The sequence below is a fragment of the Desulfosediminicola sp. genome (genome assembly GCF_048381775.1).
Lineage (GTDB): Bacteria > Desulfobacterota > Desulfobulbia > Desulfobulbales > Desulfocapsaceae > Desulfopila > Desulfopila ganghwensis.
Genome location: NZ_JBLXGE010000018.1, coordinates 79035 through 94252, shown reverse-complemented (window position 1 = coordinate 94252; position 15218 = coordinate 79035). Strand labels below are relative to the sequence as shown.

At 46.7% G+C, this 15218-nt stretch carries 14 protein-coding genes; 8 read left to right on the top strand and 6 right to left on the bottom strand.

What is annotated here, in order from left to right; all coding sequences use genetic code 11:
• The 4 genes from ACN5NT_RS22270 to ACN5NT_RS22255 all read right to left on the bottom strand — a co-directional run.
• On the bottom strand, window positions 1-221 hold a 221-nt coding region (locus ACN5NT_RS22270; protein ID WP_419176937.1), incomplete at its 3' end, for a hypothetical protein.
• A gap of 65 nt (window positions 222-286) precedes the next feature.
• Window positions 287-886 carry a stage II sporulation protein M gene (locus ACN5NT_RS22265; RefSeq protein WP_419176936.1) on the bottom strand — a complete coding sequence of 200 codons (600 nt, stop codon included), beginning with the start codon at window positions 884-886 and terminating at the stop codon, window positions 287-289.
• Between the two features lie 104 nt (window positions 887-990).
• A complete protein-coding gene (locus ACN5NT_RS22260) occupies window positions 991-1365 on the bottom strand; it encodes a hypothetical protein (RefSeq protein WP_136798481.1) in 375 nt (124 codons plus the stop codon).
• A 376-nt stretch (window positions 1366-1741) separates the two neighbouring features.
• Complete coding sequence (locus ACN5NT_RS22255; protein WP_136798482.1) at window positions 1742-2083, bottom strand: hypothetical protein; 342 nt, start codon at window positions 2081-2083, stop codon at window positions 1742-1744.
• Window positions 2084-3217: 1134 nt separating this feature from the next.
• Between ACN5NT_RS22255 and ACN5NT_RS22250 the strand changes: the two genes are divergently transcribed.
• Entirely contained in the window at window positions 3218-4057 is an 840-nt protein-coding gene (locus tag ACN5NT_RS22250) for an AAA family ATPase (RefSeq protein ID WP_419176935.1), read from the top strand.
• 186 nt (window positions 4058-4243) lie between these two features.
• On the opposite strand, the gene ACN5NT_RS22245 is transcribed toward ACN5NT_RS22250, so the two are convergent.
• Window positions 4244-5422 carry a mandelate racemase/muconate lactonizing enzyme family protein gene (locus ACN5NT_RS22245; RefSeq protein ID WP_419176934.1) on the bottom strand — a complete coding sequence of 393 codons (1179 nt, stop codon included), beginning with the start codon at window positions 5420-5422 and terminating at the stop codon, window positions 4244-4246.
• A gap of 47 nt (window positions 5423-5469) precedes the next feature.
• Window positions 5470-6495, bottom strand: coding sequence for an alpha/beta fold hydrolase (locus ACN5NT_RS22240; RefSeq protein WP_136798485.1), 1026 nt, complete (start codon window positions 6493-6495; stop codon window positions 5470-5472).
• A gap of 162 nt (window positions 6496-6657) precedes the next feature.
• Between ACN5NT_RS22240 and ACN5NT_RS22235 the strand changes: the two genes are divergently transcribed.
• From ACN5NT_RS22235 to ACN5NT_RS22205, 7 genes are all read left to right on the top strand, one after another.
• Window positions 6658-8142 carry a lytic transglycosylase F gene (locus ACN5NT_RS22235; RefSeq protein ID WP_136798486.1) on the top strand — a complete coding sequence of 495 codons (1485 nt, stop codon included), beginning with the start codon at window positions 6658-6660 and terminating at the stop codon, window positions 8140-8142.
• Between the two features lie 304 nt (window positions 8143-8446).
• Window positions 8447-9565, top strand: coding sequence for an AI-2E family transporter (locus tag ACN5NT_RS22230; protein ID WP_136798487.1), 1119 nt, complete (start codon window positions 8447-8449; stop codon window positions 9563-9565).
• Window positions 9562-11085, top strand: a complete 1524-nt coding sequence (locus ACN5NT_RS22225; RefSeq protein WP_136798488.1) for an efflux transporter outer membrane subunit — start codon at window positions 9562-9564, stop codon at window positions 11083-11085. Before ACN5NT_RS22230 ends, ACN5NT_RS22225 begins: the two co-directional genes overlap by 4 nt.
• Window positions 11082-11774, top strand: coding sequence for a potassium channel family protein (locus tag ACN5NT_RS22220; RefSeq protein WP_136798489.1), 693 nt, complete (start codon window positions 11082-11084; stop codon window positions 11772-11774). The genes ACN5NT_RS22225 and ACN5NT_RS22220 overlap by 4 nt, the downstream gene beginning before the upstream one ends.
• A 25-nt stretch (window positions 11775-11799) precedes the next feature.
• Complete coding sequence (locus ACN5NT_RS22215) at window positions 11800-12951, top strand: HlyD family secretion protein (protein ID WP_136798490.1); 1152 nt, start codon at window positions 11800-11802, stop codon at window positions 12949-12951.
• A gap of 9 nt (window positions 12952-12960) precedes the next feature.
• On the top strand, window positions 12961-14007 hold the full coding sequence (locus ACN5NT_RS22210; protein WP_419176933.1) for a DUF2955 domain-containing protein: 1047 nt from the start codon (window positions 12961-12963) through the stop codon (window positions 14005-14007).
• A gap of 194 nt (window positions 14008-14201) precedes the next feature.
• Entirely contained in the window at window positions 14202-15200 is a 999-nt protein-coding gene (locus ACN5NT_RS22205) for a threonine ammonia-lyase (protein ID WP_136798492.1), read from the top strand.
• Window positions 15201-15218: the final 18 nt, after the last annotated feature.

The window sequence follows — 15218 nt, the reverse complement described above, 5'->3', positions numbered from 1 at the left end:
CCGTGCTGTTCATTTTCTAACGTCTTTTCTACAGACCTTGAACCAATTATCAATTCACCACGAAATTTCGCAGAGAAAATCTGCTTACGCAACTCTTGGTTGAGTTGCAAAACAGGAATATACATTTTCGAATCGCTACAAAGTTGGATGCTCTCTGTTTCTAGTGCTGCTCGAACTTCTGATTCGATTTCTTCCTTCGCTAACTGTTTGGGTAATTTCATTCGATTCCTATATTGCAGCTACGCACACAATGTTAAATCTAGGGGTGCGTGCCTGTTATGTTTTTTTAATTTATGCTTATCTCTATAAGTGCTACTTCGATCAAACCTGCCACGATTAATAACGGGATTATTATTAATATATAGTTGTGGGCAGCTCTTTTGAGGGTGGTTTTAATGTATTCAATTTTATTTGTATTAAAAGGCCATAGCCCCAATTTTACTCCTAGTGCTATTGCAAGCACAAAAGCTGGAATTTCAAAGATACCATGGGGTATTAACCGCAATATACTTTCAAGACTACTTATGCCGATATTACTTTTTGAAGTAGAAACAACACAACCTATTATCAATCCATTAGTTATAGCAGCAAAGACAGGAAAGATGGAAAAAATAATTCCAGCTAGTATTACAATCAATGCCGCTCTCGCATTTTGATAAAAAATCTTGGTAAACAGTTCAATTCCATGAAATTTTTGAAATTGAGCTACAAAAGTTAAAACCATTTTGTTTACTTCTTCGTTAATCCCCAGAACATCAGCAAATCCCGTGATACCGCCGACAATTAACATTAATACCGTAAAAAGGGTGTATTTTTTTTGCTCTTCAAATGAAGCCGCAACATATTGTATATAGATTTGAATGATTTGGTTACTGTTAAATTTCATTTATTTCAACGTATTTCATTGGGGGCTGGCCTACTTTTCTTAGAGTGCGTGCGTAGCCGGCACTTTGCCACTAAATTTTGCCTTTAGGCACACTTAGAACAGTATCATCTGTTTGTTTCCTGTTTGCTCGCATAATAATAGCTGTACGTCATAAGAATAATCAGAGCAATTGCAAAAAGAAACAGTGCCAAATTAAATTCAATAGTTTCGCCCAGAGAAAATATGGTTCTTACCATGGTGATCAATGTAACAACGATAATAGTTGGAATCAGCACCCACTTTCGTTCAATTGGTTTTCTGTCAGCCATTAGCAACATTAAGGTCCAAGAGAATGCAATGACAGAAAAGAGCCCCATCGGATAAGCAATTTCCTCTAAACCCATCCTTTCCGGTATCCAGGCAAGGATGGCAATAACGAAATCTGCTATTGCGGCGATCCAGTAACTCAACCTCAATAATAGTATCGTTTTTTTCATCATCTGTTCCGTTAGAAGACCTCAAATTCAGAGGCTGTCATGGTGGGATGAAATGAGTAAGTGACTAACACCCCACTCTCCGGAATTTCGAGAGCGAAGCGAGTTAAACTTCCAAGTTCGGTGCTTTACCAGTATGTTTATGTTTTAAATTTATAATATTTTTTAGAATAAATTGATTTTCCTTTGATTTTTTAAAGCCCAATTCCTCCAAGAAAAACACCAAAAAGATAGGCTCCATAGCACTCATTCTGGGTCCGTCCCGAATATTTATTGCATATAATTTTTCAAGGACAAAAGACCTTTTATCTATAAGATTGGAGACGAGGTACGTTCTTAGTGAGTAAACGAAGAACGAGTGTGCCAGCTAAAAATGACACTATCAATTAACACATTCTAACTTCTCATATATTGTTTCATAGCCTTGAGATATAGTATACTCAAGACCTGGATACTTTGCAGCAAAGTAATCAATAATAATTCCCTTAACTTTGTTATAGTTACGAACTTCTAAAAAATTTACTTCTAACTGATAGGCGCCGCTACTATGTCCATCGAATTCACCCAATTTCTTATTTTCTATTATTTCAGCAAGTTCATCAACTATAGCAAGGTGGCTGTTATCCCTAAAGAATGAATTTTCTTGTATCATTACCCATAATTCATTCTCGCCATCTTCTATACCATCTGATTTTCGAAATAATTTTCCAAATATTGTAAACATATTATTCTCTTTAACTATGACGTATGCAAGATTTAAGTAATAAGTGCAACACTCTTACCTTAAAAGGCTTCCAAGGGAGTTAGCCCTCCAAGTACCTTTCTCGGTGTTAGGTTTAACAATAAAATCCTATCCTCTATTTTCTGCTCCGACAGAGATGAGATATCAAATCCCTTGGGCCAGAAGCGCCTGATCCTGCCATTTGTGTTTTCATTGGTTCCACGCTGCCAACTCGCATCTGGCTTGGCAGATTAAATCTCCGCCCCTGTCGCTTCAGAAACTGTTAAATGATCGGCAATTTTCGAACCGTTAGCCAAGGGTAATTGTTCGGACCTCAGGCACTTTCTCAACAACGCTGTCATTACTGAGGCCACCTGATCTTTTGTTTTCTTAGAACTTCGTCGAACCAGTGTGAACCTGCTCATTCGAGCAACAAGTGTCATCAGGTAACCCTTTCTTGCCGTGGACAGCCTCCCTTTCCCAGTCACCAATGCGACTGCGCCTGGCTACAATTGCAGGTCTTTTTGAAATATCCTGTCGCTGAGGTATCAAACGAAGCTCCCGCCAGATGTCTTCTCTTGCCACCTTTCCAACGTTTTTTACCATGCCTTGGCAGTCGACTGAATAACATCCATCCACACGCTTTATCGTTATAAGTTCGTGTGTAGCCAGTACTAGGCATGGGGCCGATTCAGGCGGCAATTCAACTTTCATCCTCTGACTTATTGCTTCAGGAGACCAGCCAGGTGCTAAAGATTCAGAAATAATACGATCAGTTTCCGGAGATCGTTTGTTATGTTTATGGCTTCCTGAGCGTCTTTTGTCGGTAGTTTTTGTGTTGTTTCATACAGTGCAGACCTTGGTTAAGTGTAGGAGCTGACACCATGGACAACTCTCTCGCTTTTCCATCTTCAGTCTGTTGCACCTATTGTACGAATCCAGCACCTTTCGTCATAATAAATTAGCATAAATTATTATAGAGTTATACACTACTATGTAGTGGCTGTTATCGTCAGAGAACTGCAGTTCGTTTATCAGAATGTGAGTATTTCGTTTCTTCACTCTTCAAGATCTCCTTGTATGCCATAATCGCAGATTATGATGAATGCCTTAAAAGGCCAAACCTGAGGAGGACCTATGCCGGTCATAACAATTTCCAGAGGTTCATACAGTCGTGGTAAAGAAGTGGCGGAAAGACTTGCCGGGGAACTCAATTATGAGTGTATATCCCGCGAGATTCTGGTAAGTGCTTCAGACCAGTTTAACACCCCGGAAATTAAGCTAAAAAATGCTCTTCACAATGCTCCCTCAGTGCTGGATCGTTTCAGTAATGGACGGGAGAGATACATAAGCTTTTTCAAGACCTCCTTTCTTTCCTGTATGTCGAGAGGAAATATAATTTACCACGGCTTAGCAGGTCATTTCTTCCTTCAGGATATCCCCCATGTTCTCAAAATCCGGATAAACGCGAAAATGGAAGACCGGATTCAGGAGGAAATGAGAAGGGAGAAAAACAGTTCACCTGAAAAAGTTCTCTACAACCTGAAGAAAGATGATGAAGAACGACGGAAATGGGGGCTTAGCCTCTATGGGAAGGACACATGGGACAGCCGTCTTTATGATATGGTTTTCTGTGTAGATTCGCTAACAGTCGATGACATCGTAGATATTATTATTAAAACAATAGGGAAAAAGCAATTCCAGGAAACACCTGATTCAACAGCTCAATTAAGGAAAAAAGCTATGCTCGCCGAGATTGAGTCACAGGTTGTTCAATTGTCTCCCAAAACAAAAGTAACATTATCTGATGACTTTACCATTCAGCTTAGCGCAGTTAATGGGAAGCTGAAAGACTCTGATACCCGTGAACACTTTTTCAGACGGATGAAGGAGCAGTTCAATATTCAGCAGATAGTCTACCAGGAACCCTCTTCAAAAGGACATGTAAACAATTTCCATAATATTGATGCAGGCTAAACCACAAAGACCTGCCTGACAACCGTAACACTCTTACAGGAAGAGCCCCAGCAACTTGATATAATGAATCGATTCAAGGAGGGCCACTTGCCAATCTGCCACGTCTCACACCTGCCTCCTCTCACTTCACACCCCTGATCTTCTCCTTTTCAAGCCGAAGATCAGGGGTAATCAGAAATCAATACATCATTTCACTTCAACCGTTTTACGACTATAGCGCCTGAGCATTCCCTCATCCACCTCAATCCCGAATCCCGGACCGGCCGGCATTGGCGGCAGACTTCCGCCGTAACCAAACTGTTTGAGTGGGCTGACCGGATCCTCATGCAAAAGATACAGGCCGAAACACCCTTCGGCATACCGAACCTCGGGCACAGCCGCCAATAAAATGAGCTGGGCCGAAGACAGAAGAGAAGTTTCACCAACCTGAGCGCCTACCTGGATGATCATACCAGCCTCTATTGCGCGTTTGCAGCGGTTAAACGCGGCAACCAGCCCACCACACTTGGAAATCCGCACATTGACCGAAGTACAGGCCTCCTGCTCGATAAGTTTTTCCAGCGATTCAGCATCATTAAGGCTTTCATCCACCATTACTTCAAGCCCCGTTTCATTAACGAGCCGCGCCAGACCACCAATATCATCTGCCGCTGTCGGTTGTTCGAACGAGCGAATACCAAACTTTGCCAGCTCCTGCATAACCTCGACCGCCTCATCAATTTCCCAGGCCATATTGGCATCCACCCGGATATCGAACTTGCTGCCCAGAAGCTTTCGGCAAAATCCGGCTGCTTCGACCGCATCTCTTTTTTCTACTTTTAGCTTGGCCTGACGAAAACCATACAATCTATAGACAAGCGCCATTTTTACCGCCTTCCACCCCTTCTCGGCAGAAAGCACAGCACTATAGCGGATGTTATCAGCAGGTAATGCGTTGTTGGTCAGCTTGACCGGTTCAGCAAAAGCTCTACCAAACCCATCGAGCAGGGCAAGATCCACAGCGGCCCAGGCTGCAGTCTGAGGAGTCTCCGGATCAAGCCAATCAACCGGCGCTTTGCCATTGCATTCGGACAGGAAAGGAATCAACTGGGAAAGCGAATCAAACTCCATGCCCAGCAATGCAGGGAGAAGAGTGTCTTGTAACAGTTTAAACGCTCCATCGCGTGTTTCGCCGGTGACATAGGATCTTGGCAGACATTCGCCATAACCGTAGTGCACTCCGGGGGAATCAGCCCCATCACCACTTTCGACAGTACACTTGAGGAAAATACTGGAACTGGTTTTCCTGCTTGCTGCCGCATGCTTGAAAGAGTGTTTAAACGGGATGTCCAGTAAAAACAGTTCGAATGATCGTATTGCAGCCATAATAGTCTTTACGCTAAATTGGAATAACTACTCGCCCACCCTTCCATTCAATGGTGGACAAATTCATCCCGTTCATTCAGCCAGTTGAGAAGGTCTGTAAAAAACCGTTGTCTCTCAGGGCTGTATTCCAGAATGTGCCGGGCATCCTCGTATGTTACCAGCGTCTTATCCGGGTATGGTATCTTGTCGAAGAATTTTTCATTTTTCCGGTTATCACCAATGCGATCTTCACCGGCCAGGGCGACAAAGAGAGGTACTTTGAGCAAGTCTACCTGACGGGTGATAAATTTTCTCGCTTCATTTACCTGATAATAAAAATCTCCCGTTGCTGCCCGCAAGGCAAGGGTGTCACTTTCAATAAACACTTCGTATTCATCCAACTCAGAGAAGAGTTCCGGCTGTAGCATTACCGGCACCAGAAAATCCCGTTCTCCGGATTTACTGAAACCGATCCTCAGGATATCGCTGAAAGGAATACTGGTCCTGGTGTAGAACGCCGGTGTAGTAAGTACCAGCGCCTGCACTTTACCAGGATAAAGATATGCATACACCGTCGCCGGTATCGCACCGAAGCAGTGCCCGACCAGCAAATGTCGATCATAACCATGTCTGGCAAGCGCATATTCGGCGACTTCACTGATTTCTTTCGCCCATAATTTGAAATCTTTGATATCACCACGTGGAGCGGCACTTAGCCCGGAACCGCTTCGATCAAACACATAAACCGGATGGCCACGTTCAGCCAGTAAAGACGCTGATAAAGAAAACCATGCAGAATGACTTTGCAGACCATGGGTAAAAACAACAGGATAGTTTTCTCCCTCTTCACCAAACACCCGCACGGGAATCTGCACATTGTCATCCCGCTCAAGATATATCAATGATGACTGCTCCAGTGCCTCAATATACTCCGCCGGCGCAATGATATTCGAACGCCAGCTTTCCTCGGTGATGGCAGGCGTATCTTTTAAGCCGAGGTTACTCTTACTGCACCCCAACAACGCAATAAGCAGGAACAGGCAGCTGCAGAACTGTATTGCTGCGGGATGTCTTTTTGCCAAGGTGCCGATCATGAACTATATTATCTCAGGTTGATATTGCCCTTTACGCCAGTCAGCCAAGGAGAGACTACCGGTCTGATGGAAGTTGATATTCTCGTATTTTTCCTTATGCGGTAATTTTTTACTATTGTCTAAATCCACCAATTAATCCAGTTATTCGTTTCCAGTGTGTATATGTGTAATCACTCATTACTGAACAGGGCCTATCAGTTCATCTCTATTCTGCTGACAGCAATAACCGCAACCATGCTTATCCATCCGGCCTGTACCATTGCCGCTTTTCCAAACGAGATAGATCATGAGGCGATTCTTCAAAAGAATATTCCCTTTACCGGTGATTTCGATAAAATTCTTGAGCGCAGACTTATCCGCGTCCTTATTCCATACAGCAAAACATACTTTTTCTATGACGGCGCCGAACCTCGCGGGCTCAGCTATGACAGCGCTAAAAAGTTTGAAGCATACGTCAATTCAAAATTGAATAATCCCAGCCTCAGCATCTGGTTAGTTGTGGTACCCACCGCCAGGAAAGACCTTCTGACAAAACTTAATGAGGGATTCGGCGATATTATCATGGGGAATCTCACTATCACTGAAAATCGCCTGGAACAAGTGGATTTCAGTGATCCCTTCATGACAGACGTCAACGAAATCCTGATAACTCCCAAATCATACAAAACTCTGCATAGCGTTGAAGAAATTGCAGGGATTGAAATATATGTCAGGGAATCTTCCAGTTACTATGAGAATCTGCTGAAGCTGAACGAGCAGTTCAAGGAAAAAGGAATTGAACAGATCAATCTCACTATAGCCAACGAGAACTTTGAAGACGAAGACCTGCTGGAGATGGTAAACGCCAACATGATACCGGCAATCGTTATGGACGATCATAAAGCAGATTTCTGGAATGAAATTTTTGATAATATCCGCCTTCATCCCGATGTAAAGGTCGGGACTGAAGGGAACATTGCCTGGGGCATCCGTAAAAACAACCCTGAGCTTAAAAAAATAATCGACGAATTTCTGGCAACCCACAAACGGGGCACGCTCTGGGGAAACATACAGTTTGACCGCTACCTCAAAGACACCAGCTACATTACAGATGCTACCCACGCAGACAACCTGACTAAGTTCATGACGGTTGAGCCTTTTTTCGAAAAATATGGGACGAAATACGACTTTGACCCATTACTCCTCACAGCTCTTGCCTATCAGGAATCACGACTGGACCAGAATGCTATCAGCCTTAAAGGCGCCGTCGGAATCATGCAGATACTGCCTTCGACAGCCAAATCACAAGAAGTGGCTATCGGCAATATCAATACCTTGGAAAACAATATCCACGCAGGCACCAAATACCTGAGGTTCCTGGCAGACAGATATTTTTCCGAGTCTGAGAACATGGACCAGTTCGATCGCTGGCTGATGTGTCTGGCGGCATACAATGCCGGACCTGCCAAGATAATACAACTCCAGAAAGAGGCAGAAAATGAGGGCCTGAACCCGAATATATGGTTTGACAATGTCGAAATTATCGCCTCCAGGCGAATAGGTCGGGAAACTGTACGATATGTTCAGAATATCTTAAAATACTATGTTGCGTACAAAATGCTTACGGACAAGATCAAACGTAAGCGCGGCCTCACTGACGTCAAATGAAATACCAGGACATCCCGGTTACTTTCATACTCAGTACTGGTATAGCCTTGTTGTCTCCGCCACAGCACCTTGAGCTGGCCAAAGCCTATCCTTCTCCTGCAGCCCCTCACAATACAGAGATTTCTTTAATTTTCTCAATACAGGGCCTATACTGACTGTAGTATCAGCACACTAACAGCAGGGGACTCCACCTGTCCCGGCATACTTTCGTTTTCAGGCAGCTTGACGTCGTTCCCTCGCCGCAGATATGCATTTGCCGGATATTGTTTAACGTTCTTTCCTTTTGCCGAGCCAAAGGATTGTTATGGATACACGGGAAACACAACAGTACAACCTGGAGAAAGTTTTTGTAGAAGCAGCTATTCGTATTGCTCTGATCGCTATATTGGCCTTTGCCACAGTTCGCATAGTCACGCCCTTTATTATGCCATTTCTTTGGGGGGTAATTATTGCTGTCGCAGTCGCCCCGCTGATAGAAAAGCTTTCCGCGAAAGCAGCAGGTAAAAGAAAATTTTATGCAACTTTCTTTGCTCTCACGGTGATTACTGCCTTAGTTGTGCCTACGGTTATGCTGGTGGCCGAATCGGTGGAGAGTGTACAGACGTTTTCCGAACAGCTTGAAGAGGGCAACCTGCATATCCCCGCTCCACCCGAAAATATTCGCCAATGGCCGATTATCGGAGAGCCGTCATATTCGGCCTGGAAGCTTGCCTCCACAAATCTTGAATCGGCGCTGAAGCGCTTTAAACCCCAAGTGCGCTCTTTTGCAACCTTCCTGCTTGCCAAGGCAGGTTCAGGGATTCAAGGACTTTTGATGTTTATTCTCTCCATCGCCATCTCAGCGGTGTTACTTGCCACCGCCCCAAAGGGCGCTGTGGTCATGAACAAAGTTGCCAACCGTTTTTTAGGTAACAAAGCCAAAGAAATGGTCCCTCTTGCAACCGCTACAATCAGGGGAGTTATGCAGGGAGTCATCGGCGTCGCTATCATCCAGGCAACGCTTGCTGCTATCGGCATGGTCGCGGCAGGTGTTCCCGCTGCCGGATTCTGGGCGCTCGGTGTTTTGATTCTCGCCGTAATCCAACTACCTGCGGTACTGATACTGGGCCCCATTGCCGCCTGGGTATTTACCTTTACCTCTACCGTACCGGCGGTGGTCTTTCTGATCTGGGCTCTACTGGTCAGCGGTTGCGACAGTCTTCTCAAACCGATCCTCATGGGTCGTGGTGTTAATGCACCCATGATCGTGATCCTCATCGGGGCTCTAGGCGGTATGATTTCTTCTGGCATAATCGGGCTTTTCGTCGGGGCGGTTATCGTCGCAATAAGCTATACCCTGTTCATTGCCTGGGTGAACGATTACGATGAAAACAAATCACCAAAAGACAAGAACGAGCCACAACCAGACAAAGTACAAAAATGATCAGTCATAAAATCATATGGCCGACTCTCTTGTTGCTTATCGCCAACTGCGGTTGCAGTCCACTCGGCCCTGATTTCACAACCCCAGACGCCCCTATAGCTGATCAATGGTATTCCGACCAAAGTAACTATGCCACCCTGAGTCAGCGGGAAGAGTTATCCAGCTGGTGGCAGAAATTCAACGATCCGGTGCTCAGCACCCTGATCACAATGGCGGCAAACCAGAACCTCTCCCTGCAGGTGGCAGGCCTTCGCATTCTTGAGGCGAGAGCAAATCTAGCCAGAGTACGCGGTAATCTCTACCCTCAGCTTCAGGAGGCCAACGGCGAACTCTTAAGGACCGGCATACCGGAGCCCGCTCAAGAGAGATATTTCACGTCACTGGGCGCAGGCCTTGATGTTGCCTGGGAACTTGACTTCTGGGGTAAATTTCGCCGTGCCATTGAATCCGCTGACAGCTCTCTCTTCTCCTCGCTGGCAGACTATGATGATATTCTGGTGAGTTTAACTGCGGAGGTTGCTCAGACCTACATTGATATCAGAACGCTGCAGGAACGAATTGCACTCGCCCAAAAAAATGCCAAATTGCAGCAGGAGTCTCTGCAACTTATCCAAATTCAGCTTGAGGCCGGCGTAGTCACCGAACTTGACCTATTGCAGGCAGAGACACTGCAATCCACCACCCTGGCGACTATCCCCAACCTCAAGTCATCACTTCGCACTGCTCAAAACGGGCTGGCGGTGCTACTTGGCATGCTGCCCGGAGAAATAGAGGGGCTCATTGCGGAACGGGAAGGAATCCCTGAAGTATCTGAAAAAATTGCGATTGGTGCTCCTGCAGAATTATTACGCAGACGACCGGATGTAAAGCGCTCTGAAATGCAGGCCGCCGCCCAAAGCGCTCGTGTGGGTATCGCCATAACGGAACTCTATCCAAGCTTCAGCCTGTTGGGTTCACTTGGTTATTCCACTTCTGACAGTGGCTCAGATAACTTGGGAGATCTCTTCGACTCCGACAATTTCAGTTATACCTTTGGCCCGACTTTTTCATGGAAGCTTTTCCAATACGGCAGACTGAAAAATGATATCCGTATCCAGGATGCCCGGCTACAGCAGGCCATAGTCAGTTATCAGGATACGGTACTCAATGCAGCCCGGGAAGTTGAAAATGCCATGAGCAGCCTGGTTCTGGCCAAAAGAGAGGCCGAATATCTGCAGCAGGGTGTGCTGACCTCACAACGCTCTACAGAACTGTCGACCCTGCAATATACAGAAGGACTTACCGACTATCAGCGCGTACTCGATTCCATCAGGTCGCTCACCCAGAGGCAGGATCAGCACGCCCAGGCAAAGGGACGGATAGGCAGTTTTACCATAGCGCTCTATAAAGCCATGGGCGGAGGGTGGACAGCCGACAACAGGCCTGCCGCAATCTCCCAGCTCAACATCAACGCTATGGAAGTACGAACAGACTGGGGTCAATTTCTCGATAACATCCCTGCAGCCAAGGCAACTCAATGAAACAACACCGCTCAGAAGAGGCGATCAATACCAGCAGCTTTCGAAATCTGCTCGGGTTTCTGCTGATCTATCTCTTTGGTAGTCCCTTTCTCACGCCGTATCCATCGCTTGCGATTTTTGCCCATCTTATGCTCTCGGCCATACTATTTTTCAGCATCTATTCCGTTGCCAAATATAAGCATCACCGCTCAATCGCCATAGCTCTGCTTCCTGTTGTGCTGGTTCTCTATTGGCTCGGAATTTTTGAATTTATCAGACTCAGTAAACATGGCGCCTATGTTATGCAAATCGCCTACTTCGGGCTACTGATCTGGTCGTACGCCGGGCAGCTCAGAAAGACAGAGCGGGTAACTCTTGGAGTACTCTACGCAACCCTCTGCTTCTATCTGATTATGGGGATGTTGTGGGGTTCCGCCTACACACTTATGTATTTGCTGAGCCCCGACTCTTTCAGCGGCGCCCTGCTTGAACAAACAAGTGGAAATCATTTAATTGTTTTCAATTATTTCAGCATGGTCACCCTCACGACACTAGGTTATGGAGATATAACGCCTCAGACTCCCGGTGCCGGTGCATTGTGCCAGATGGAGGCAATTTTCGGGCAATATTTCATCGCTGTGATCATCGCCTGGCTGGTCGGTAACTACGCGGCTGACCGGAGGGAGTCTGGAGATAAGGTTCAAAAGTAAAAATCCTCATTCAGCTCAACAAGATATGACAGACGACAAGCAGAATACAGTTAACGGGCACTCTCAAAAGAGCAATCAGGAGACAGAGGCAACCGCTCCTGCCGAAACCAGCCCATCATCTTCGTCAGTCAATCGCTGGATTAGGGCCGCCATTGTTCTTTGCCTGCTTATCCTTGTCTGTTATGTGCTTGCAGACAAATTCACCCCGTATACAGCCAACGCCAGACTTGAGGCCTTTGTTGTACCGATAGTACCTCAAGTATCAGGACATATAACCGAAGTTACTGTCAGCAATAACTCACGTGTTGAAGAAAAACAAATTCTAGCTGTTGTCGACAGGGCCAACTACAACCTGGCCGTACAAAGGGCCAAGACAGAACTGCAGCAGGCAACCCAAAGCTCAGAAGCCGACGTGGCCGCAGTAACCACAGCCCAGGCAAAAGTTACCGAGGCGGAGGCAAATCTGGCCAACGCCGAGGTAAAAGGGAAGCGGATCATCGGCCTGGCAGCCAAGGGCGCAGCCTCACAATCAAGAGCAGACGATGCACGATCCAGGATTGCTGCCTCAAGAGCAAAGCTTGCCAGCGCCAGGTCGGAACTGAGTAAAGCAAAAAGCCAGCTGGGTTATGCTGGAGAAGATAACGCCAAAGTTCAATCCGCACTCATTGCACTTGAATCTGCCCAGCTTGATCTATCGCGAAGTTACATTCGTGCCCCATCTGAAGGCATAATCACCAACCTGCTCATTGATGTAGGTCATTATGCCAGCATCGGCACGCCGCTGATGACCTTTATCTCCACAAAATTAATCTGGATTCAGGCTAACTTCAGGGAAAACTGCCTGATGAACATCAGACCGGGCAACACGGTTGATATTGTCCTTGATTCGGCACCGGGCCAAATTTTTGAAGGCCGGGTTATGAGCATCGGCTATGGTGTTTCCGACAACGCCGACGATCCCATTGGCGGACTTTCCACTATTCAGCCAAGTCAGGGCTGGCTCCGGCAGGCACAGCATATGCCTGTTCTCATCACCTTCACCGATGACCGGGCCAACGACTATATGCGGGTTGGCGGCCAGGCAAATGTACTGGTCTACACAGGTGATCGGCCAATCCAGAACACTCTGGCCGGTTTCTGGATTCGCTTCATCAGCATACTCTCCCATCTCCATTGACGGCAGATCATGGATAAAGCAAGCCTGACCATATTACGGTTGGCCGTTGGCGTAACAACCTCTGTGGCGATAAGCTACGGGTTCAGTTGGCCCCTCTATTTTATCACCCCGATCTTTACTTTCATGTTCCTCGCCATACCCATGTGGATGGGCGCCAGATCAGCAATCACCCTGCTGTTTCGTCTCGTCTTTGCTCTGTTTTGTGGAATAATCATCAGTGAGTTTTTTCTTAACTACCCCCTGGTCTGTATTCCCCTGTATACAGTTCTGTTTTTTCTCATTTATTATAATGACACACCTGCTTCGCCACCAATGGCAACACTGTTCATGACCCTTGGTGTTACTCTGGTTCCTATCTCAGCCTTTGCCGGAGCAGGTGTAGCTCCGGTAGTTGCCACCTATCTGGTTTTGAACATGGCTGGCGGACTGCTATTGGCAGGATTTTTCCATGGACTCTTATCGACTTCTCCACCAGCTGCTGCCAACTTAAAAGCTGATGCTCGTAGCCAAGCGGTTACAGTGACGGTGCCACACTCTGAACGTATCCGCCTGGCCCTGGTCAGTACCCTGGTTGCATTAGCCGCCGTAATGATCTTCTTCTTCTTCAACCTGGGCCAGTATGCCCTGGCGATGATCTACATCTGCATCATGGCCGGCACACCGAACAAGAACAGTTCGATCAAGACACTAAAAGCTAATGCCACTGCCACCTGCATCGGCGGCATAGCAATCATTGTAAACTATAACTTGCTGGTACTTTGTCCAACCTACATTTTCCTCATCGCTGTTACATTTCTGGCCACCCTGCTCTTTGCCAGAATTATTGTAACCGGTGGGCCGATGGCACCCGCCTTCAGTTCCGGCTTTACTACTTTTCTTGTCCTGCTTGGCAGTTCCACTCAGGTAGATGCCACAGCCAGCGCGAACTTTTATCTGCGTATCGCCCAGGTCCTCTTTGCCGGGCTCTTTACCCTGGTCGCACTCATGATTGTAGAACGCCTGACACGCCCAAAAGCGTTCAGGATACTCGCAACTATTCGCCAACTTCACAGGTAATCTCAGCCAACCGGAGGGCAGATTACCGGAAATCCCGCCCTTCACCCCTCATTCTGTGCCGATTGGTTTTTTCTGATTTTGCATCTGTTTATCCGCCTTAACTACAGCTATTATTAGCCTTTGCAGAACAACTGCCCCCCCAATGGTGTATTTTCAGCAAACAGGATTGGTACCAAGTTTAAGGAGGAACAAATATGCAGGATTCTCTTCAATTATTGTCTTTATCCAACGTGCTGGCAGCCCGTGAAGTGCTGCGGCCTCTTCTAAGGCCAACCCCATTACGAAGTTATACCAGCCTCAACCGATTCATAGGTACTGAGGTTTATGTAAAACATGAAAATCAAAACCTCACAGGAACATTCAAAATCCGGGGCAGCATGAACCTGATGCATACCCTCAGGCGGAAGTCGTCACCACCAAACGGAGTGATCACCTATTCCACAGGCAATCATGGTATTTCTGTTGCCACCAGCGCACACCAATCTGAGCTCCCGGCAGTTGTAGTGGTACCCGAAGGTTCTAACCCGCTCAAAATGCAAGCCATTAGAGATGCCGGTGCAGAACTTATAGAACACGGCGCTAATTTTGAAGAAGCCGGCCAAAAGGTTAAACAGTTAGAAAATGAACGTGACCTTTACTTGGTCCATCCCGCCAACGAACCTCATCTGATCAATGGCGTCGCAACCGGTTTTTTAGAAATCCTTGAACAGGTGCCGGATCTGGATGTGCTTATCATCCCAATTGGCGCGGGGAGCGAGGCTGCGGCAGCCATCACCGTATGTAAACAGATCCGACCGCAGATTGATATTATAGGGGTCCAGGCCGAAGCTGCGCCTGCAGCGTATTCTTCGTGGCGGGAAAAAACTCTTGTCTCAGCTCCCAACACCACCTTTGCCGGGGGAGTCGCCACCGGCATCGCCTATGAATTACCCTTTATGCTCTATAGGGATCAATTGGCTGATTTCATTCTGCTCTCTGAAGATGAGCTTTACGAGGGAATTGCCCTGGCTGCCCACCATACCAGAAATCTGGCCGAAGGAGCGGGAGCATCGTGCTTGCGGGCGGCGATAAAAATACGTGATCGCATACAGGGCAGGAAGGTTGCCATCCAGATGAGCGGCGGCAATGCAGGGGCAGCTGAACTGAGGCAGGCGATGTCACTCCCCTGCCTGCAAGACGGTGTGGTTGATTAGCACAATTATTTCCAGCGA

Excerpts from the sequence above, each read along its gene's own strand:
- ACN5NT_RS22250 (WP_419176935.1), top strand. The coding sequence starts at position 3,218 with ATGCCGGTCATAACAATTTCCAGAGGTTCATACAGTCGTGGTAAAGAA.
- ACN5NT_RS22240 (WP_136798485.1), bottom strand. The coding sequence starts at position 6,495 with ATGATCGGCACCTTGGCAAAAAGACATCCCGCAGCAATACAGTTCTGC.
- ACN5NT_RS22235 (WP_136798486.1), top strand. The coding sequence starts at position 6,658 with ATGTGTAATCACTCATTACTGAACAGGGCCTATCAGTTCATCTCTATT.
- ACN5NT_RS22260 (WP_136798481.1), bottom strand. The coding sequence starts at position 1,365 with ATGATGAAAAAAACGATACTATTATTGAGGTTGAGTTACTGGATCGCC.
- ACN5NT_RS22220 (WP_136798489.1), top strand. The coding sequence starts at position 11,082 with ATGAAACAACACCGCTCAGAAGAGGCGATCAATACCAGCAGCTTTCGA.
- ACN5NT_RS22205 (WP_136798492.1), top strand. The coding sequence starts at position 14,202 with ATGCAGGATTCTCTTCAATTATTGTCTTTATCCAACGTGCTGGCAGCC.
- ACN5NT_RS22230 (WP_136798487.1), top strand. The coding sequence starts at position 8,447 with ATGGATACACGGGAAACACAACAGTACAACCTGGAGAAAGTTTTTGTA.
- ACN5NT_RS22215 (WP_136798490.1), top strand. The coding sequence starts at position 11,800 with ATGACAGACGACAAGCAGAATACAGTTAACGGGCACTCTCAAAAGAGC.
- ACN5NT_RS22245 (WP_419176934.1), bottom strand. The coding sequence starts at position 5,422 with ATGGCTGCAATACGATCATTCGAACTGTTTTTACTGGACATCCCGTTT.
- ACN5NT_RS22255 (WP_136798482.1), bottom strand. The coding sequence starts at position 2,083 with ATGTTTACAATATTTGGAAAATTATTTCGAAAATCAGATGGTATAGAA.
- ACN5NT_RS22210 (WP_419176933.1), top strand. The coding sequence starts at position 12,961 with ATGGATAAAGCAAGCCTGACCATATTACGGTTGGCCGTTGGCGTAACA.
- ACN5NT_RS22265 (WP_419176936.1), bottom strand. The coding sequence starts at position 886 with ATGAAATTTAACAGTAACCAAATCATTCAAATCTATATACAATATGTT.
- ACN5NT_RS22225 (WP_136798488.1), top strand. The coding sequence starts at position 9,562 with ATGATCAGTCATAAAATCATATGGCCGACTCTCTTGTTGCTTATCGCC.